Origin of the sequence: Saccharopolyspora soli, from assembly GCF_022678645.1 — a bacterium.
Lineage (GTDB): Bacteria > Actinomycetota > Actinomycetes > Mycobacteriales > Pseudonocardiaceae > Saccharopolyspora > Saccharopolyspora soli.
On sequence record NZ_JALBWV010000005.1, the window covers coordinates 43,303 to 61,731 of the forward strand.

Consider the following 18,429-nt stretch of genomic DNA (forward strand, 5'->3'; position numbering starts at 1 on the left):
GGGCTGTCGAGGAGAGGGAGGGTCCATGGATCGCCTCATCGGTACGACCGCTGAGCCGACACGCGATCGCGGCTGGCCCCGATCGCTAGCGCAGGTGCCCTACTGGGCCTTCCAGGACGAGGCGATCTACCGCCAGGAGCACGACCGGCTCTTCCACGGCCCCTACTGGAGCTACCTCTGCCTGGAGGCCGAACTGGCCGAGCCGGGCGACTTCTGCACCACGTTCATCGGCGCGCAGCCGGTCCTGGTGACCAGGGACGTGGACGGCGAGGTCTACGCGTTCGAGAACCGCTGCGCGCACCGGGGTGCGCTGATCGCGATGGCCGACCACGGTCACGCGCAGGACTTCACCTGCGTCTACCACGCCTGGACCTACAACCTCCAGGGCGACCTCACCGCGGTCGCGTTCGCCGAGGGCGTCAACGGCAAGGGCGGCATGCCACCCGAGTTCTGCATGGCCAAGCACGGGCCCCGCAAGCTAAGGCTCGCGATCGTGCACGGGCTGGTGTTCGGGACCCTGTCCAACGACGTGCCGGACATCGAGGAGTACCTGGGTGAGGAGATCCTCGACCGGATCGACCGGGTGCTCGGCGGGCGCCGCCCCGTGGTGCTCGGCCGGTTCACCCAACTGCTGCCGAACAACTGGAAGCTCTACGTCGAGAACGTCAAGGACTCCTACCACGCCAGCATCCTGCACCTGTTCTTCACCACGTTCGGCCTCAACCGGCTGAACCAGCGCGGCGCGATCATCGTGGACCCCTCGGGCGGACACCACGTGAGCTACTCGGCCATCGACCGCTCGGCGGTCGACGACGACGAGTACAGCAAGCAGAACATCCGCTCGGAGAGCGAATACCGGCTGGCCGACCCGTCGATGCTCGCCGGTTTCAGCGAGGTCGGCGACGACATCACGCTCCAGATCCTGTCCGTGTTCCCCGGTTTCGTGCTGCAACAGATCCAGAACTCGGTGGCGGTGCGCCAGATCCTGCCGGTGTCGGTCGACCGCACGAAGCTCAACTGGACTTACCTGGGCTTCGAGGAGGACACCGAGGAGCAGCGGCTGATCCGCCTCAAGCAGTCCAACCTGGTCGGTCCCGCGGGATATGTGTCCATGGAGGACGGTGGGATCGGTGGGTTCGTGCAGCGCGGAATCGCGGGTGCGGGCAGCGAGCACGCGACCCTGCAGATGGGCGGCGACAGCGCGACCTCAAGCGAGAGCCGGGTCACCGAAGCCTCCGTTCGCGGGTTCTGGAAGGCGTACCGCAGTGCCATGGGGTTCGAACTGACCGACAGCGCGCCCGAGCGCCCCGAGGGGGCGAACCGCCATCCCGAGCGGGTTCGCATCCCGCAAGCCGGGCAGGAGGGAGCCTGATGGACAACTCGGTCATCATCGCGCGGGCCCAGGCGCAGTACGTGCGCTGCATCGACGACGGGCAGCTGGAGGACTGGCCGGACTTCTTCACCGAAGACTGCCGCTACCGCGTCACCACTGCCGACAACTACCGCCGCGACCTGCCCGCTGGACTGATCTGGGCCGACAGCAGGGGAATGTTGAAGGACCGGGTGTCGGCACTTCGCGAGGCCAACATCTACGAACCGCACAGCTATCGGCACATGCTCGGGCAGCCAGCCATCATCGCCGAGTCCGGCGACGACGTGGCGAGCGAAACCTCCTTCTTCGTCCTGCGGATCACCGGGAACGGCCCGACCGACATCTTCGCCAGCGGCCGCTACGTGGATCGCTACCGGATCGACGGCGACGAGGCACTGTTGCGCGAACGGATCGTCGTCTGCGACAGCTCCGAGATCGACACGCTGCTGGCGCTGCCGCTATGAGCGGTGACCGGACCCTGCTCGCGATCGGCGACCCCAACGGGATCGGCCCCGAGATCGCGATCAAGGCGGCGAAGTCCTGCGCCAGCGACGCGCCCGTGCTGGTCGGTGACCGTTCGGTGCTTGACCGGCTCGCAGCCGAGCACGGCACGACGTTGCGCGACTATTCGCCGGACGCCCCTGCGGCGGACGGCGTGCTCGATCTGGTGGACGTGGATCACCTTCCACCCGGCGAGCACCTGCCCGGCGTGATCAGCGCCGAGGCTGGCGCGGCGACGATCGAGTACGTGACGAGGGCCGTCCACCTCGCACTCGACGGTGGCTTCCGCGGCGTGGTGGCGTGCCCGCACTCCGAGACCGCAGTGCACGCTGCTGGCATCGGCTTCCGCGGCTATCCGCCGCTCATCGCCCGGCTGACCGGCGTGGCCGAGGACCGCGTGTTCCTCTTGCTCGCCGGTGGCGGTCTGCGCATCGTGCACGTCACCTTGCACGAGCGTCTCGCCGACGCGATCGGCCGGTTGTCGCCCGACTTGGTCAGCGCTGCGGGCCAAGCCCTGCACGACGCGCTGGTGGCGCTGGGCGTCAGCGCGCCCCGGATCGGCGTGTTCGGCATCAATCCGCATGCCGGTGAGGGCGGCTTGTTCGGTGCTGACGACGAACGGATCACCGCGCCAGCGGTGGCCGAACTGGCGAAGCTCGGCCTGTCGGTCGACGGGCCCGTCGGAGCGGACGTGCTGCTCACCACTGGCGCCTACGACGGATTCGTCGCCATGTACCACGACCAGGGCCATGTTCCGGTGAAGTTGCTGGCTGGCAAGACGGCCACGGCATTGACCATCGGCGCCGGTGTCCCGTTCTGCAGCGTCGGGCACGGCGCAGCGTTCGACATAGCGGGCCGCGGCGTAGCAGACCCGACGGCACTGATCCGCGCGCTGCAACTGTTCCAACCTTCGAAGGAGAGGGCGGCATGAGTAGCCCTATGTCAACCCCAGCCCTACTCAACCGCACCCCAGGGGACCGTGACGCAAACCAGCCACAAGAAACCCCGCAACGCGAGATTGAGCAGAACGCAACCACCACTGCAAATCGCGGAGAGGCGGAACTGGTCACCGTCGCGGGCACCGAGATCGAGTTCCCGTGCGAGCCGGGCCAAACCGTGCTTGAGGCGGCTGAGACCGCGGGCTGGTCGATCCCGTACTCGTGCCGCAAGGGGGTGTGCACCTCGTGCACCGGCGGGCTGCGCGCGGGCGAACTCGCCGTGCGGGGCCGCGGCACGATCAGCGGGCCAGCCGACAACGTGCTGCTGTGCCGGGCGGAACCGCTCGGACCGGTCGAGATCGAGCCGCGCCGCATCGAGCGCCGCGAGCCGCCGCGCCGGAAGGCGCTCACGACGGTCGTGCACCGCATCCGCCGCCCCGCACCGCGGGTGACCGTGCTCGACCTGCGGTTCCCGATCGGCCGCCGCGCCCCGTTCCAGGCTGGCCAGTTCCTCAACGTCACGCTGCCCGACGGGGACACCCGGCCGTACTCCCTGGCGAACTCGCCGCAGCACAACGATGCCGCGGAGCTGCACGTCCGAACCGAGCCGGGCGGCCGGTTCTCCGAGCAGATCGTTGGTGAGCTGCGTCGTGGCGACCTGGTCTCGGTCGAGACGCCGTTCGGCGAGTTCGTCCTCGACGACACCGACGCACCGGTGATCCTGCTGGCCACCGGCACGGGCTTCGCGCCGATCAAATCGATGGTGCAGGACCAGATCGCACGACGGCAGACCCGACGGATGCACCTCTACTGGGGCTGTCGCACGGCCGACGACCTCTACCTGCGCGAACTGCCGGAGAAGTGGGCCGCGCGGCACGACTGGTTCCGCTTCACCCCGGTGCTGTCCCGCCCAGCGCCCGGCTGGCGCGGTGCCACCGGCTGGGTCCAGCAGGCCGTGCTCGCCGACTACCCCGACCTCGCACACGTTCACGTCTACGCCTGCGGCAGCGAAGCGATGACCACGCAGGCGCTCGCGACGCTCACGAGCGAAGCGGGCCTACGAGAGGAGCACTTCCACGCCGACGCTTTCGTCCCAGCGGCGGGCTCGCTCACGACCGCCTGAGTCGGCGCCAGGAATCGCCTGACCCCTCGCCCATTCCCCCGCTATCCTCCGAAACGAGGTTCCAGTGTCTTCATCGACGCAGTCGCTGAGCCTGCCCGAATTCATCGACGGCAGACGAATCAGCCGGTTCCAGTACGGCGCCATCAGCCTCAGCGGGCTGGTGATGTTCTTCGACGGCTTCGACACGCAGGTCATCAACTACCTTGCGCCGCACATCGCCCAGGAGTGGGGCGTGTCGAAGCAACTGCTCGGGCCGATCTTCTCCGCCGCCCTGGTCGGTCTGATGGTCGGTTACCTGGTGCTGTCCCCGCTGTCCGACCGGTTCGGCCACAAGCGACTGATCATCGCTGGCTCGACGGTGTTCGCGGTGAGCACCTTGTTCTCCGTCTGGTCCAGCGGCGTCACCGAGCTCGTGGTGCTCCGGTTCATCACCGGGTTGGGCCTCGGGGCAGCCGCGCCGAGCGCCATCGCGTTGACCGCCGAGTACAGCCCGAAACGCTTCCGGGCCAGCTTCGTCCTCGCGATCTACTGCGGATTCTCGCTCGGCTTCGTGGTCGCCGGGGTGGTTTCCGGGTGGCTCATCCCCGTGCACGGTTGGCGTTCGGTCTTCCTCGTCGGTGCACTCGCCCCGTTGATCCTGGTGCCGATCATGGCCAAGTTCCTGCCCGAATCGCTCGCCTTCCTGATCGGACGCGGCGGAAATCCGGGGCGCGCCTACCGCTACTGCTGCCGGATCGACCGGAGCCTCCCCCGCGATGCACGGCCCGAGTTCAGGGTCACCGAGCAGTCGGCGGACGGCCGGGTCAAGGTGCGGGCATTGCTCTCGCGGGAATGGGTGCTGGGCACGCTGCTGCTGTGGTTGGTGTTCGCGATCAACCTCGCCGAGTTCTACGCGCTGCAGAGCTGGTTGCCGACCATCATGACCGATTTGGACTATCCACTCTCGACGGTCGTCACCGCCACGACGCTGACCACGGTCGGCGGCATCGCGATCGCCTTGGTCGTCGGCCCGGCCATGGACCGGCTCGGCGCCTACGGCTCGCTGGGCATCCTGTACCTGGCGGGCACCGCCTTCCTCGTGCTGATGGCGCTCGCGTTCAACTCGCCGCTGTGGGTCCTGCTGCTGTCCTCCTTCCTGGTCGGATGCAGCGTCAGCGGCGGGCAGAAGAGCCTCATCGCCCTGGCCGCGATGTTCTACCCCGCCGCGGTCCGATCCACGGGCGTCGGCTGGGCCCTGGGCATCGGCCGCGTCGGCGGGATCCTCGGCCCCCTGGTGGTAGGAGCAGCCTGGACGGCGGGCTGGTCGGCGAACACGCTGTTCTACGCGCAGGCAGTCCCGATGCTGATCTCCGCGATCATCGTCCTGTACCTGGGCCGCCGCACCCGTCGCGCCGAGCGCAACGACACGAAGGAACCCACCAACGCCAGCCCCACCGCCCCGGGGGGGGGGGGGGGGGGGGGGGGGGGGGGGGGGGGGGGGGGGGGGGGCGGCCCGCCCCCCCCCCCCCGGGGGTGGGGGCCAAACCGGGGGGGGCGGGTTTTTCCCCCCCCACGACCACGTCCGCATCTCGTCGGCACGGGTCCTCGCGCCGCTGCGTTACCGTTGCGTTGTTGCGCCGCACCATTACCGAGGTCGCGGAGCTGACGACGCGAGGCCCGCATGATCGATTTGCCAGCCGGGCCAGATCCGTCGACCCGTGAGCCACGCCCGCCGCGCGCACCCCGCATTGTCGGGGCCCTCGACATTCCGAATCATTCGGATAAAGCAATCGAAAGAGGAACAGCGGTCGCAGCGACCAATTCAGATTATCCGACCAGGTAATGGTTTCACGGCCGAACAAGACACGGCAGGCGAATTCGGGCCAGGCGTCGATATCTCGGTGTTGAACCACACACATTTAGTTTCGGTAATACAACTATGCGCGTTAGCTTTCGCGACGAAGGGTGACCATGTCCGTTCTCGGAGGAACGCATGCCCAGGCACGACAACGACCAGTGGGACATCGTGACCAGCGTCGGGCTAACGGCGTTGGCGGTGGCTGCGTGTAGAGCGATCGAAACCAAGCGCGCGGACGCGCTGATCCAAGACCCGTTCGCCGACGCGCTCGTCTCGTCGGCGGGCACCGACTTCCCGGTGTCCGCACAACTTCCCCACCGCGGTCCCGACGACGAGTCGGATTTCGAGGAGGTCTGGACGTACACCGCCAGCCACATGGGCGTCCGGTCCAGGTTCTTCGACAATTTCCTCCACGACTCGTGGCACAACGGCGTCACCCAGGCCGTGATCCTGGCCTCCGGGTTGGACGCGCGGGCTTGGCGGCTCGATTGGCCGGAGGGCTGCTCGGTCTACGAAATCGACCAGCCGAAAGTGCTGGCGTACAAGGACGACGTCCTCGCCGAGGAGGGCGCGCGTCCGCGCTGCGCGCGGCACGCGGTGGCCATCGATCTGCGCGAGGACTGGTCGGCGGCGCTGGAGCGCAGCGGGTTCGACCGGTCTCGCCCCACCGCATGGCTGGCCGAGGGTCTCCTGCCATACCTCCCCGACCACGCGGAGGAGGGCCTGCTCAAAGCGGTGCACGAGCTGTCCGCGCCAGGCAGCCGCATCGCCGTCGAGCACATGCGCGCGGTCCGGTCGGTGATGCAGCACTTCTCCAGCCGATACGAGCAGCTGGCCGAACAATGGGGCCTGGACATCAACGACCTGTTCTACGACAACGACCAACGCCCCGACCCGGACGACCGCTTGGCCGAGCTCGGCTGGCAGACCAACGCCGCGCTCGGCAGCGAACTCGCCCAGGCGTACGGGCGCACCGCGGACGGCGTGCCCGAGGACATGAGCCAGCATCTGCGCTACGTCACCGCGCAGCTTCTGCCACAACCGAACGGCAACCGTTGATCACGCGTGGCGGTGGCTTCGCCGCAGGTGTCCACCCCTTAACATGCTGCGGATGACGGCCTACGACGATCTGGACGTGTTCGAGCACCTGGACGCCTCGACCTTGCCACTGCGCCAGCAACGAATCCTGGTCGCGATCCGGGATTGGGTGGCCAGGTACGGGTATTCGCCGAGCACTCGGCAGATCGGCGATGCTGTCGGGCTGCGATCATCGTCGTCGGTGTCGAAGCACTTGGCGAGCCTGGAGGAGAAGGGATTCCTCCGGCGCAGCAGCACGATGTCCCGGCCGATCGACGTGCGCATGTTCCTGCGGCAGTCGCCGATGCGGGAGCCCGCCGAGGACTCGGTGCCGGTGCCCGTGGTCGGCGACATCGCCGCGGGGACCCCCATCGCGGCTGAGGAGCACGTCGACGACGTTCTGACGTTGCCGCGCGAACTCGCCGGGCGCGGCAACGTCTTCGCGCTGCGCGTGCGCGGTGACTCGATGATCGACGCCGCGATCTGCGACGGCGACATCGTGGTGGTGCGGCAGCAGTCCGAGGCCCATTCGGGCCAGATCGTCGCCGCGATGATCGACGACGAGGCAACCGTGAAGGTCTACCGCCGCCGCAACGGCCACGTCTACCTCGAACCGCGCAATCCGGACTACGAAGTCATCGACGGCGACCAGGCAGTGGTCCTGGGCACCGTCGTCTCGGTACTGCGCAGCGTCTGAAGGGGGTGTGCGCGGATCATCTTGCTTTGCGGTGCGGGTAGCGGAAGCTCAGAGGTCTTCTCGACTCCGGGATCCCCGACTTATGCATGTCCGATACACGGCGTCGGGGCTGTCCTCGCGAGAAAACCTCTGAGAACCCGCAGCGGTGCCGGTTGCGAGGGTGGGAGGAAGTGGCTACCGCCGCTTGCCTGACGACCGCCCACGTCACACCCAATCCACGCGAGTTCCAAAGCAGCCAGCTAACAGCGTTCAGGGGCGTCGCGCGGGAGTCAGACTGCGGACCAGCCGTTGTCGACCGGGAGGATCACGCCGCTGACGTTGCTCGCCGCGTCCGAGGCGAGGAACAAGATCGCCGCGGCCTGCTCCTCGGGGTTGGCCACCCGGCCGAGGTTGCGGGCGTAGGAGGCCAGCACCGTCGGCCCGTGGGCTGCTTGCTGGGCATCGACCTCGATGTTGGTGACGGTACCGCCCGGCGCGATGGCGTTGGCACGGATTCCCCGGTCCCGGTACATCACCGCAACCGATTTGGTCAGACCCACAACGCCGTGTTTGGCGGCGGTGTAGGCGGTGCCGGACGCGCTGCCCCGCAGGGACGCCTCGGAAGCGGTGTTGACGATCGCTCCCCGGCCCGCTTCCAGCATGTGCGGCAGAACGGCGCGGGTGAGCTGGAACGGAGCGGTCAGGTTGATCCGGATGACCCGGTCCCATTCGGCATCGTCGGTGTCGGCCGCAGCCGACATCCGGTCCATGATCCCGGCGTTGTTGACCAGGACGTCGACACCGCCGAAGACCTCCAACGCGGTCGAGACGACCGCGTCGACGACCGCCTGGTCGCTCAAGTCGCCCACGACGGCCCGTGCGATGCCGCCCGCCGTCTCGATCTCGGCGACTGCTGACTTGGCGGCCTCGGCGTTGAGGTCGGCGATCAGGACTTTCGCGCCTTCCGCGGCGAACTTCAGCGCTGCGGCACGGCCGATACCCGAACCTCCGCCGGTGACGATGACGCTGCGGCCCACAAGTCCGGTGACGCTGCTCATGGTGGAACCTCTTTCCTCGCATTCCAGTGGGTTTCGGCGCGAAGTCGGTTGTCGGTTACTGACCGGCGATCTTCGAGGCGCAGTCGGCAGCCCGCTCAGGGCCGGGGCCAGGGCCGACCTTCGAGGCGTTCGATGTCGGTGTTGAAGCGTTTGAGGTAGGCGGCGAAGGTGGCGACCTCCTCGGCCGTCCAGTCCGCCAACACCTTCTCCAGGCCGCGGATGCTCTCCTGCCGCGCCTCTTCGAGACAGCGCTCGCCCTTCTCGGTGAGGCGGAACTTCCGGGCGATGCCTCCGTCCGGGTCGGGGACGCGTTCGACCAGTCCGGCACGCAGCACGGCGGAAGTCTGCCGGTTGAGCGTTGAGGCGTCCAAGCCGAATGCGTCGCTGAGCTGCCCGATGGACATCGGTCCCTCGATGCGGATGCGGCTGAGCAGGATGTAGGCGCTGCGATCCAGTTGGCCGCCGTCACGCCTGTCGCGGGGCGCGGCCATGTGGCGGTGCCGTCCCAACACCATGTTCTCGTACTCGATCAAGTGCGTGGGCTTGTCCATGCCCGCTCACCTCCCGGCTCCCACCTGGATGCGCGGCGACCTGTATACCACCCGCATGTGCATCATGCACTCCATATGCATAGTACATTCAATGTGTATGACGCATACGAACTCACCGGGCAGAGGACGACGGAGAGGATAGAGAACGTCCACCACGGATGGCGATTCCGCCGCGGACTTCAACCCGGCCGCGCTCGGATTCGACCCGGATGCCCTGCGGGCGCGGTACCGGGCAGAGCGCGACCGACGGATCCGGCCGGACGGCAACAAGCAGTACCAGGTCACCAACACCGTCCTCAGTGGACGTGCGCGGCAACCGCCCAACGGACTCGGAGTGGGCCGAGACGCGGGCGCCGGGCTGGCAAAGTCGCCGCCGGGACAACTTCCTCGCGCTCGTCACCGGTGGCCACGCGGATCAGGACTTGGTCGCTGACCGTTGGACCGACAGCGCCCGTCTGCTCCGCGAGCTCATCCCCAGCGGCCGAAGTCGTCGCCGCGGCACGCGAACGCCAGGCCCGCTACATCGAGCCGACCGCCGAAGCCGAGGCCGACTGGATCGCCACCATTCGCGCGAAAGAGCGGTACAACAAGAGGTTCCTCGGCGAGTGCACCCCGAGCTACTACAGCAACGAAGGCAAGCCGAACGAGCGCAGCGAATCCTACGGCGGCGGGCCGATCGAGTTCTACGAACTGCTCAGGAAGTGGCGCGCGGAAACCGACATGGCAGACGTCATCGTCAATTGACCCGGCTACTCGCCGCCAACGGCCACGGAACAACCGGACTTGGCGAAAAATTCGGACTACCGGCGGCCTGTTGCGAAGATGGCTGTCGGCCTTTCGATGAAGTCCTGCGGAGCCATCTGGTGCAGTCGGCGTCGTGCGCTGCGCAGACACGATGACCGCGTCGCGGCGTCGAGCGATTCCAAGCGCCTTCTGGAGCGGCCTAGCCGGGTGCGGATTTCGAGGAACTGCTCGACGTTCGGGGTCTCCCGCAGTTCCTGGGTCCAGGATCGGGTGTGCTCGAAACCCGCGGCGTGCAGGAGAGCTTCGACCTTCGCGGGAGTGTCGACGAGGTCGTGCCGAGGGGGCAGCGGGTCCGGCGGGGCACCGTGGCGATCGAGCTCCTCGGTCCACACCTCCAAGGCCGGGCAACCGGGTTCGTCACCCCAGGTGATCACCCCGATGGACCCGTCCTTGCGCAGCACCCGGTGGGCCTCGCGCAGTGCGAGGCCGGGTTCGGGCACGTGGAAGAGCATGAAGCACATGGTCGCGACGTCGAAGCCCGCCGAAGCCAGGCCGAGCCGCGTTGCGTCCATGATCGCTCGGCCGAAGCGCGGATCGGCGAGGCGAAGCATTCCCTCCGAGAGGTCCACACCAACGACGCTCGCGTTCGGCGCGGCAGCGGCGATGTCCGCGAGCAGGGTTCCCACCCCCGCGCCGATGTCCAGCACGCGATGCGCGTCGCTGCACGGGAGCTCTGCCAGCAGGTGGGAGGCGGCTCGGCGCAGTCGCGGCGCCCACAGCCTCCGGTAGGTCTCGGCGTCCTGCGCGTAATGCGCGGCGAGTGCGTTGCTCGGGTCCTCTGGCATGCGTCCAGGCATTCGGTGTCGAAGTGGCGAGGCGGGTTGCGTCCGCGAGCACGATAGCGGCATGCGCCAATTTCTCGCGAAATCGTCACCTCCCGTGGGGAGCGGGTGGCGATTTCTCGCGAAATTGCCACCTGCTCCGTCCGAGTCCTGGCAATTGCCACGGGACCGGGGATCGCGCCAAGGTAGGAGGACCTGTCGTGCCAGCTGACGGCAGCACCCCCAACGCGGGGTCAACGGCCCTAGCCTGGTGGTCGTAGGCGGAACCCGGTCCGCAGGCGCCTGTCGCAACGATTTCGAGCCAAGAGGAGGTTTACCTTCTAGTTCCCGCCGTCGGCGCACGCACGCCGGTCGGCCGGAAGCCCGCACGTCGTGTGATTCGACGCAGAAAGGATTCCACAATGGACGACAGCACCGACGGGTCGGCGAAACTGACCCGGCGGCGGTTCGTCGGGTCCTCCGCCGCGCTCGGCGGCATCGCGGCTGCCGTGCCGCTGCTCGCCGAGCAAGCCGAGGCCGAAACCGATCGCGAACAGGGAACCGACCAGGTCGAAGTCACGGTGACGGTCAATGGTCGGCGGCAGACCGTGCCGGTCGACAACCGCACCTCGCTGCTGGACATGCTCCGGGAACGAATCCACCTCACCGGCGCCAAGAAGGGCTGCAACCAGGGTGCCTGCGGTGCGTGCACGATCCTGCTCGACGGCCGCCGGGTGAACTCCTGCCTGACGCTGGCCGTGATGCACGACGGTGCCGAGATCACGACCATCGAAGGTCTCGCCGACGGCGATCGCCTGCACCCGTTGCAGCAGGCGTTCCTCGACCACGACGGTTTCCAGTGCGGGTACTGCACGTCCGGGCAGATCCTGTCCGGGGTGGCGTGCATCGAGGAGGGGCACACCGGTTCGCGCGCGGAGATCCGGGAGTGGATGAGCGGCAACATCTGCCGGTGCGGCGCCTATCCGAACATCGTCACCGCCATCGAGCAGACCGCAAGGGGAAGGTGAGCGGCGCATGTTCCCCTTCGCTTTCATCAAGGCGGGTTCGGAGCGCGAGGCGTTGACGGCCGGCGCGGGTGGCGGGCGCTACATCGCGGGCGGCACCACGCTGGTCGACCTGATGCGGGAAACCGTCGAGCGTCCCGGCACAGTGGTCGACATCAACACCCTGCCCTACCGGGACATCCAGGTCGGCCCGTCGGGATTGCGCGTCGGTGCGCTGGTGCGCATGAGCGATCTGGCCGCCCACCCGCAGGTCGTCGCGCAGTACCCGGTCATCTCGCAGGCGCTGGAGCTCAGCGCGTCGGCGCAGCTGCGCAACATGGCCTCCATCGGCGGAAACATCATGCAGCGACCGCGCTGCCCGTACTTCCGGGACGTGTCAGCGGCGTGCAACCGGCGGCAGCCCGGTTCGGGCTGCGCGGCGATCGGCGGCGAGAACCGGACCCTGGCGATCCTGGGTACCAGCGACAGCTGCGTGGCCACGCATCCCTCGGACCTGGCGGTCGCCCTGGTGGCCTTGGACGCCACCGTGCTGCTGCGCTCGGAGCAGGGGGATCGGGTGGTGCCGATCGCCCAGTTCTTCCGCCAGCCGGGACAAACCCCCGACCAGGAGCACGATCTGCGTCCCGGCGAGCTGATCGTGTCGGTGGAGGTGCCCGCAGCGCCGCACACGCGCACGTCGGGGTACCTGAAGGTGCGCGACCGGCAGTCCTACGAGTTCGCGTTGTCCTCGGCGGCGGTGGCCCTGGACATCAGGGGTGGCGTGGTCAACGCGGCCAGGGTGGCGGTCGGCGGCGTGGCCACCGTGCCGTGGCGGCTGCCGGAGGTGGAACGGATGCTCGTCGGGAAACGAGCGGGCGAGCAGTTGTGGAACGACGCCGCGGCGCGGGCCGCCGATGGCGCGAAACCGTTGTCCGGCAACGGGTTCAAGGTGGAACTGATCAAGCGAACGGTAGCTCGCCAGCTCGCCACGATTGGAGCCCTGTGATGACCGGCAAGGCCGTGGGCACCCCGATGTCCCGGGTGGAGGGGCGGTTGAAGGTCACCGGCGGCGCCACCTACGCCGCCGAGCACGTCATCCCAGGTCTGGTGTACGGGGTGATCGTGAGCAGCACGGTCAGCCGGGGCACCATCACCGGCATCGACACGAGCAAGGCGATGGCGTCCCCCGGTGTGCTGCGGGTGCTGACCGACTTCACCGGCGTCCGGCTGGCCTTCGACTCGCGGCAGGTGAATTTCTTCGGCCAGCCGGTGGCGATCGTCGTGGCCACCAGCCTGGAGCAGGCCGAGCACGGCGCGTCGCTGGTGCAGATGAGCTACGCGACACAGCCGGGGCTGACCGACATCGACGCCCCCGCTGCCGTGCCGCAGCCCGCACCGGGAAATCCGGACTACAGCCGCGGCGACGCGGACGCGGCACTGCACTCGGCGCACACCGTGGTGGACAACAACTTCACGATCCTGCGGGAGAACCACAACCCGATGGAGCTGGGCTCGACCATCGCCCAGTGGGATGGCGGCAAACTCACCCTGTGGGACAAGACGCAATGGGTGCAGGGCACCCAGCGCGAAGTGGCCGCCGCCCTGCGCGTCGCCGTCGAGGACGTGCGGATCATCTCGCCGTTCGTCGGGGGTGCGTTCGGCAGCCAGGGACGGACCTGGGAGCACCAACTCCTGGCCGCCTTCGCTGCCCGTGAGGTGGGGCGGCCGGTGAAGATCGTGCTCACCCGCAAGCAGATGTACACCGGCACCGGCTATCGCCCGACCAGCAGGCAGCGGGTGGCGATCGGGGCGGATGCCGACGGTCGGATCAGCGCGATCGTGCACGAGGCGCGCACCGAGACCGCCCGGTACGCCCCGTACGCGGAGCGGCTCACCGAGCTGTCCGGGTTCATGTACGGCGGGCCGAACGCGCGCACCCAGTACCGGTTGGTGCCGCTGGACGTGAACCTGCCGACCTTCATGCGCGGCCCCGGATTGAGCACCGGGGCGTTCGCCCTGGAGTCCAGCGTGGACCAACTCGCGCACGAACTGGGCATCGACCCGATCGAACTGCGGCTGCGCAACGAGCCAACCGTCGACGAGTCGAACGACCTGCCGTTCTCCTCCCGCCGACTGGCCGACTGCTACCGGACCGGAGCGCAGCACTTCGGGTGGCAGCAGCGCAGTCCGGTGCCCCGCGCCCGCAAGGAGGGCAACCTGCTGATCGGCATGGGCATGGCCGTTGGCGCGTACCACGCCTTCGGCTCGGCCACCGACGTGCTGGCGCGGATCCACGCGGACGGCACCGCTGAGGTGTTCACCGCGACCAGCGACTCCGGGCCGGGCACGTACACGTCGGCGACCCAGGTGGCGGCCGACGCGCTCGGGCTGCCGACGAGCAGGGTGCGGTTCACGCTCGGCGACTCGTCGCTGCCGAGGGCACCCGTGCACGCCGGTTCCCAGACCATGGTCAGCGTGGGGTCGGCCGTGTTCACCGCGTGCAATGCGCTGCGGGACAGCATCGTGCGCATGGCAGTGGTCGATCCGGCCTCACCGCTGCACGGGGTCAAACCCGATGACGTGTCGGTGGACAACGGTCGGCTGTACGTGACGGCGGACCCCGGACGTGGTGAGACGTACCAGCAGATCCTCGGGCGGCGCGGCTGGCCGAGCGTGGACACCACGCAGGTCTGGGAGCCGGGCGACGTGGGCAGCAGGTTCTCGTCGTACTCCTACGGAGCTGTGTTCGCCGAGGTGTCGGTGGACGAATCGCTGGGTCTGGTGCGGATCCGACGCATGTTCGCCGCCTACGACGCCGGGCGCGTGGTCAGCCCCAAGCTCGCGCACAGCCAAGCGCTCAGCGGCATGATCCAGGGCATCGGGATGAGCCTGTTGGAGAGCACCGTGCTGGACCACCGCGACGGCCGGGTGGTCAACGCCAACTTGGCCGACTACCTGGTACCCGTCAACGCCGATGTGACCGAGCTGGACGCGGTGTTCGTCAACGCGGAGGACACAGCGCTGGACCCGATCGGCGTGAAGGGGCTGGGTGAGGTGGTGATGGTCGGCGTGCCCGCGGCGATCGCCAATGCGGTGTTCAACGCCACCGGCCGCCGCCCGCTGGACCTGCCCATCACGTTGGAGAAGATGCTGTAGATGGATTCCGGACTCGTTTTGCGTGGCGGTGCGGGTAGCGGAACCTGAGCGGCCTTCTCCACTGTGGGAGGCCTCCTTGTGTATGTCCCGCGGCGGAGGGGCTGTCCTCGCGAGAAGACCGCTCAGAACCCGCGGCGGCGCAAGCGGCGAGGGTGGGTTGAGCGCTGCGCGCTTGCGGCAGCTCACCCCACCGTCACGTGGGGTATCGCGGCTGCGGCCCAATCAGGAATCAACCATCCAGGTGTCGGGGGGCCGCATGGGACGTCGAGTGTCCTATGTGGTCCCTTCTGTTCCGATACCCGCGCCGCCAGGACGGTCGGCCGGGACGAAAACAGGGAACACGATGCAAGCCCCGTGAAATCGCCGGGGCGACATCGATGAATCGCGCAACGCGCTGCGAGGACAGGAAATCCGGGGAAAACGGCAACCCGACATCTCCGACTTCGGCCCCTTCCACGGGGCTCTTGATCGGTCTAGGGTGCCCGCTCAGAGCGCTCTCACGCTTTGTCCGTCTCAGGCACTGCCCGGAGGTGCTTCCTGCCATGAATCCCGTCCCACAACGGCGTGGACGACGACGCCGGTTGCCGTGGCTCGCCGGTTTGGCCGCGCTCGCCGCCGTTTCCGCCGTCGCACCGACCGCCGTGGCGATCCCCGGTGTGAACACCGCGCACCAAGCTGACGGCAGCCGCGCACCGGCGGCGGCCTGCGCCGGGTCCGACACACCGGATTTCGGCCCGAACGTGCGCATCTTCGATCCGAGCATGTCGCCGGAGAGCATCCAGGCTCAGCTGGACGCCGACTTCAACGCGCAGAAGGACACCCAGACCGACCAGTTCGCCGAGGAACGGGTGGCGCAGCTGTTCAAACCGGGGACCTACACCAACACCGCCAACGTCGGCTACTACACCTCCGTGGCAGGACTCGGCCAGAACCCCGGTGACGTCACCATCAACGGCGACGTCACGGTCGACGCGTTCAACGAGTCCGACCAGGGCAACGCGACGCAGAACTTCTGGCGGTCGGCGGAGAACCTTTCCATCAACCCCAGCAGCGGCACCAACCGCTGGGCGGTGTCGCAGGCCGCTCCGTTCCGCCGCATCGACGTGCACGGCGGTCTCACACTCGAACCCGCCAGCCACGGCTGGTCGAGCGGCGGCTACATCGCCGACACCAAGGTGGCGGGCCAGACCACGTCTGGTTCCCAGCAGCAGTGGTACACCAGGGATACCAGCTACGGGAGCTGGTCGGGATCCAACTGGAACATGGTGTTCTCCGGTGTTTCCGGTGCACCGGCGACCAGCTTCCCGAATCCACCGATGACCACATTGGACACCACACCGGTGTCTCGGGACGTGCCGTACCTGTACGTCGACGCCGCGGGCAAGTACCAGGTGTTCAAGCCGGACCTGCGAACCGACGCCGCCGGCCCGAGTTGGGACGCCGGTAGCACGCCGGGCACCTCGGTGCCCATGAGCCAGTTCTACGTTGCGAAGCCAGGAGACACCGCGGAGACCATCAACAACGCGCTGTCCCAGGGCTGCAACCTGTTCTTCACGCCCGGCGTCTACCACCTCGACCAGACGATCCAGGTCACCAATCCCGACACCGTCGTCCTGGGCATCGGCTACCCGACGCTGATCCCGGAGAACGGGGTGACCGCCATGGAGGTCGCCGACGTGGACGGTGTCCGGCTCAAGGGGCTGCTGTTCGACGCGGGCACGACGAACTCGCCCACCCTGCTGACCGTCGGGCCGGAGGGCTCCTCCGCCGACCACTCCGCGAATCCGACCACCGTGCAGGACGTGTTCTTCCGCGTCGGCGGCTCGATCGCGGGCAAGGCGACGACGAGCATGGTCGTCAACAGCAACAACACGATCCTCGACCACATCTGGGCCTGGCGCGGGGATCACGGCAACGAGGGCACGGTCGGTTGGACGATCAACACCGGCGACACCGGCGTGATCGTCAACGGCGCCGACGTCCTGGCCACCGGTCTGTTCGTGGAGCACTACCAGAAGTACCAGGTCATCTGGAACGGCCAGAACGGCAGGACGATCTTCTTCCAGAACGAGATGCCCTACGACGTGCCCGATCAGGCGTCCTGGATGAACCCGAACGGCGTGAACGGGTACGCCGCGTACCAGGTCGGCCCGGACGTCACCGCGCACGAAGCGTGGGGCCTGGGCAGCTACAACTACTTCAACGTCAACCCGTCGGTCAACAGCTACCACGCGTTCGAAGTGCCGGACACGCCGAACGTGAAGTTCCACAGCCTGTTGACCGTGTCGTTGAACGAGCAGGGCAGCATCACGCACGTCATCAACGACACCGGCGAGACGACGCCACCAGGCACCAAACCGTCCAATGTGGTCAGCTATCCGTGATTTGACCAAGTGGTAATGGGATCCGGGCAAGGCGTCGGCCTTGCCCGGATCCGTTGGTTCGGCGGGCAGTTCTTCCCCGCGAAAATTCCCGTTTCGTGGCGAGAAGCGGACAGCCTCCGAGCGTCTGGTTGACCTCGTGCCCGAATCGCACGAAGCTCGTCCCGAGAGCGCTTTCCGCAGTCCCGCAGAGGGATTCCCCGAAATTCGGAGAGTGATCATGCCCATTTCCGCACTGCCGCGGCGTTGGCGTCGCGGCACCCTCGGCCTGCTGACCGCCGCACTGCTGGCGGCCGGTTCCTTCGCCACCCTGCCAGCGCAAGCGACCGACGAGCGAGGGTCGCCGCCGCCGGAGGAGTTCTGGGGCGACACCACGAACATCCCGCCCGCGCAGAACGTGCTCATGGTCAAGGTGCTCAACCGCACCAACGGCCAGTACCCGGACGACCAGGTCTTCTGGACCTTCAACGGCGAGACGCACTCCATCGCCGAGCAGCCCTACCTGGACATGCCCGCGAACTCGTCCGGGCGAATGTACTTCCACCTCGGCTCGCCGGACAGCCAGTACTCCGACTTCATCGAGTTCACCGTCGGGCCGTCGACGTTCAACGGCAACACCACGCGGGTCGACGCGTTCGGCCTCAAGCTGGCGATGCGGCTGCGCGCCCACGACGGCTTCGACGCGCAGTTCGGTGAGGACTACGAGACGTTCCAGGAGGACCGGGAGGCCACCTTCCAGAAGTTCCGCGACGAGGTGCCGGAGGAGTTCAAACAGCTGGCGGATGTGGAGGCCCCGTACCGCATTCCGGCACCCGGCAGCGCGCCCGCGTTCCAGGAAGGGGGGCAGTACGCCAACTACTTCACCGACTACGCGAACTCCGTCGGCGTGAACGAGACGACGCAGAACATCTTCGGTTGCGCCGGATCGTTGGCGGGCGATCCGACCATGTGCGCGGGGCTGAACCGGCACGTCGCCGAGCTGCCGCCGGAACAGCAGTCGGACCCGGCGAGGTTCTACCAGTCCGGGCCAGCCAACTACTACGCCAAGTTCTGGCACGACCACAACATCAACAACCTCTCGTACGGCTTCCCGTACGACGACGTGGCCGACCAGGCATCGTACGTCTCGCGCGAGAACCCGCAGTGGCTGCTGGTCGCCGTCGGCTGGTGACGAAGTTGTCGGGGCAAGC

16 protein-coding genes are annotated in these 18,429 nt (G+C 67.8%); 13 read left to right on the plus strand and 3 right to left on the minus strand.

All coding sequences use genetic code 11. The features are described from left to right. Positions 1–25 precede the first annotated feature (25 nt). The 7 genes from MOQ72_RS05210 (at position 26) to lexA (ending at position 7,545) form a co-directional block, all read left to right on the plus strand. Positions 26–1,372 carry an aromatic ring-hydroxylating dioxygenase subunit alpha gene (locus MOQ72_RS05210; protein ID WP_242180918.1) on the plus strand — a complete coding sequence of 449 codons (1,347 nt, stop codon included), beginning with the start codon at positions 26–28 and terminating at the stop codon, positions 1,370–1,372. After that, complete coding sequence (locus MOQ72_RS05215) at positions 1,372–1,836, plus strand: aromatic-ring-hydroxylating dioxygenase subunit beta (RefSeq protein WP_242180919.1); 465 nt, start codon at positions 1,372–1,374, stop codon at positions 1,834–1,836. Before MOQ72_RS05210 ends, MOQ72_RS05215 begins: the two co-directional genes overlap by 1 nt. Then, complete coding sequence (locus MOQ72_RS05220; protein WP_242180920.1) at positions 1,833–2,804, plus strand: PdxA family dehydrogenase; 972 nt, start codon at positions 1,833–1,835, stop codon at positions 2,802–2,804. Before MOQ72_RS05215 ends, MOQ72_RS05220 begins: the two co-directional genes overlap by 4 nt. After that, positions 2,801–3,934: a 2Fe-2S iron-sulfur cluster-binding protein gene (locus MOQ72_RS05225; protein WP_242180921.1), complete on the plus strand. Its 1,134-nt coding sequence runs from the start codon at positions 2,801–2,803 to the stop codon at positions 3,932–3,934. The genes MOQ72_RS05220 and MOQ72_RS05225 overlap by 4 nt, the downstream gene beginning before the upstream one ends. Before the next feature lie 64 nt (positions 3,935–3,998). After that, positions 3,999–5,579 carry an MFS transporter gene (locus MOQ72_RS05230; RefSeq protein WP_242180922.1) on the plus strand — a complete coding sequence of 527 codons (1,581 nt, stop codon included), beginning with the start codon at positions 3,999–4,001 and terminating at the stop codon, positions 5,577–5,579. A gap of 327 nt (positions 5,580–5,906) precedes the next feature. Next, positions 5,907–6,830 carry an SAM-dependent methyltransferase gene (locus MOQ72_RS05235; protein ID WP_242180923.1) on the plus strand — a complete coding sequence of 308 codons (924 nt, stop codon included), beginning with the start codon at positions 5,907–5,909 and terminating at the stop codon, positions 6,828–6,830. Positions 6,831–6,882: 52 nt separating this feature from the next. Beyond that, positions 6,883–7,545 (plus strand): transcriptional repressor LexA, encoded by a 663-nt coding sequence (lexA, locus tag MOQ72_RS05240; protein ID WP_242180924.1) that lies wholly within the window; start codon positions 6,883–6,885, stop codon positions 7,543–7,545. A gap of 269 nt (positions 7,546–7,814) precedes the next feature. Here the strand turns inward: lexA and MOQ72_RS05245 are convergent, their stop codons facing one another. After that, entirely contained in the window at positions 7,815–8,582 is a 768-nt protein-coding gene (locus tag MOQ72_RS05245; RefSeq protein ID WP_242180925.1) for an SDR family NAD(P)-dependent oxidoreductase, read from the minus strand. A gap of 95 nt (positions 8,583–8,677) precedes the next feature. Continuing rightward, positions 8,678–9,133, minus strand: a complete 456-nt coding sequence (locus MOQ72_RS05250) for a MarR family winged helix-turn-helix transcriptional regulator (RefSeq protein ID WP_242180926.1) — start codon at positions 9,131–9,133, stop codon at positions 8,678–8,680. A 402-nt stretch (positions 9,134–9,535) separates the two neighbouring features. On the opposite strand from MOQ72_RS05250, the gene MOQ72_RS05255 reads away from it, so the two are divergent. Continuing rightward, on the plus strand, positions 9,536–9,877 hold the full coding sequence (locus MOQ72_RS05255; RefSeq protein ID WP_242180927.1) for a hypothetical protein: 342 nt from the start codon (positions 9,536–9,538) through the stop codon (positions 9,875–9,877). 56 nt (positions 9,878–9,933) lie between these two features. Here MOQ72_RS05255 and MOQ72_RS05260 read toward each other — a convergent pair whose 3' ends face one another. Continuing rightward, complete coding sequence (locus tag MOQ72_RS05260; protein ID WP_242180928.1) at positions 9,934–10,722, minus strand: class I SAM-dependent methyltransferase; 789 nt, start codon at positions 10,720–10,722, stop codon at positions 9,934–9,936. Between the two features lie 398 nt (positions 10,723–11,120). Here MOQ72_RS05260 and MOQ72_RS05265 point away from each other — a divergent pair, with 398 nt between their 5' ends. The 5 genes from MOQ72_RS05265 (at position 11,121) to MOQ72_RS05285 (ending at position 18,410) form a co-directional block, all read left to right on the plus strand. Beyond that, positions 11,121–11,726, plus strand: a complete 606-nt coding sequence (locus MOQ72_RS05265; protein WP_308197849.1) for a (2Fe-2S)-binding protein — start codon at positions 11,121–11,123, stop codon at positions 11,724–11,726. Positions 11,727–11,733: 7 nt separating this feature from the next. Next, the gene (locus MOQ72_RS05270) at positions 11,734–12,708 is read left to right on the plus strand and encodes an FAD binding domain-containing protein (protein WP_242180929.1); all 975 of its coding nucleotides are present in this window, start codon (positions 11,734–11,736) and stop codon (positions 12,706–12,708) included. Further along, positions 12,708–14,858 (plus strand): xanthine dehydrogenase family protein molybdopterin-binding subunit, encoded by a 2,151-nt coding sequence (locus tag MOQ72_RS05275; protein WP_242180930.1) that lies wholly within the window; start codon positions 12,708–12,710, stop codon positions 14,856–14,858. Before MOQ72_RS05270 ends, MOQ72_RS05275 begins: the two co-directional genes overlap by 1 nt. 542 nt (positions 14,859–15,400) lie before the next feature. Next, positions 15,401–17,242: a pectate lyase-like domain-containing protein gene (locus tag MOQ72_RS05280; RefSeq protein WP_242180931.1), complete on the plus strand. Its 1,842-nt coding sequence runs from the start codon at positions 15,401–15,403 to the stop codon at positions 17,240–17,242. A gap of 217 nt (positions 17,243–17,459) precedes the next feature. After that, positions 17,460–18,410 carry a glycoside hydrolase family 64 protein gene (locus MOQ72_RS05285; RefSeq protein ID WP_242180932.1) on the plus strand — a complete coding sequence of 317 codons (951 nt, stop codon included), beginning with the start codon at positions 17,460–17,462 and terminating at the stop codon, positions 18,408–18,410. Positions 18,411–18,429 lie beyond the last annotated feature (19 nt).

Coding starts and splice junctions, on each gene's coding strand:
- lexA (WP_242180924.1), top strand. CDS start 6,883: ATGACGGCCTACGACGATCTGGACGTGTTCGAGCACCTGGACGCCTCG.
- MOQ72_RS05215 (WP_242180919.1), top strand. CDS start 1,372: ATGGACAACTCGGTCATCATCGCGCGGGCCCAGGCGCAGTACGTGCGC.
- MOQ72_RS05285 (WP_242180932.1), top strand. CDS start 17,460: ATGCCCATTTCCGCACTGCCGCGGCGTTGGCGTCGCGGCACCCTCGGC.
- MOQ72_RS05280 (WP_242180931.1), top strand. CDS start 15,401: ATGAATCCCGTCCCACAACGGCGTGGACGACGACGCCGGTTGCCGTGG.
- MOQ72_RS05220 (WP_242180920.1), top strand. CDS start 1,833: ATGAGCGGTGACCGGACCCTGCTCGCGATCGGCGACCCCAACGGGATC.
- MOQ72_RS05235 (WP_242180923.1), top strand. CDS start 5,907: ATGCCCAGGCACGACAACGACCAGTGGGACATCGTGACCAGCGTCGGG.
- MOQ72_RS05265 (WP_308197849.1), top strand. CDS start 11,121: ATGGACGACAGCACCGACGGGTCGGCGAAACTGACCCGGCGGCGGTTC.
- MOQ72_RS05210 (WP_242180918.1), top strand. CDS start 26: ATGGATCGCCTCATCGGTACGACCGCTGAGCCGACACGCGATCGCGGC.
- MOQ72_RS05275 (WP_242180930.1), top strand. CDS start 12,708: ATGACCGGCAAGGCCGTGGGCACCCCGATGTCCCGGGTGGAGGGGCGG.
- MOQ72_RS05270 (WP_242180929.1), top strand. CDS start 11,734: ATGTTCCCCTTCGCTTTCATCAAGGCGGGTTCGGAGCGCGAGGCGTTG.
- MOQ72_RS05250 (WP_242180926.1), bottom strand. CDS start 9,133: ATGGACAAGCCCACGCACTTGATCGAGTACGAGAACATGGTGTTGGGA.
- MOQ72_RS05245 (WP_242180925.1), bottom strand. CDS start 8,582: ATGAGCAGCGTCACCGGACTTGTGGGCCGCAGCGTCATCGTCACCGGC.
- MOQ72_RS05260 (WP_242180928.1), bottom strand. CDS start 10,722: ATGCCAGAGGACCCGAGCAACGCACTCGCCGCGCATTACGCGCAGGAC.
- MOQ72_RS05225 (WP_242180921.1), top strand. CDS start 2,801: ATGAGTAGCCCTATGTCAACCCCAGCCCTACTCAACCGCACCCCAGGG.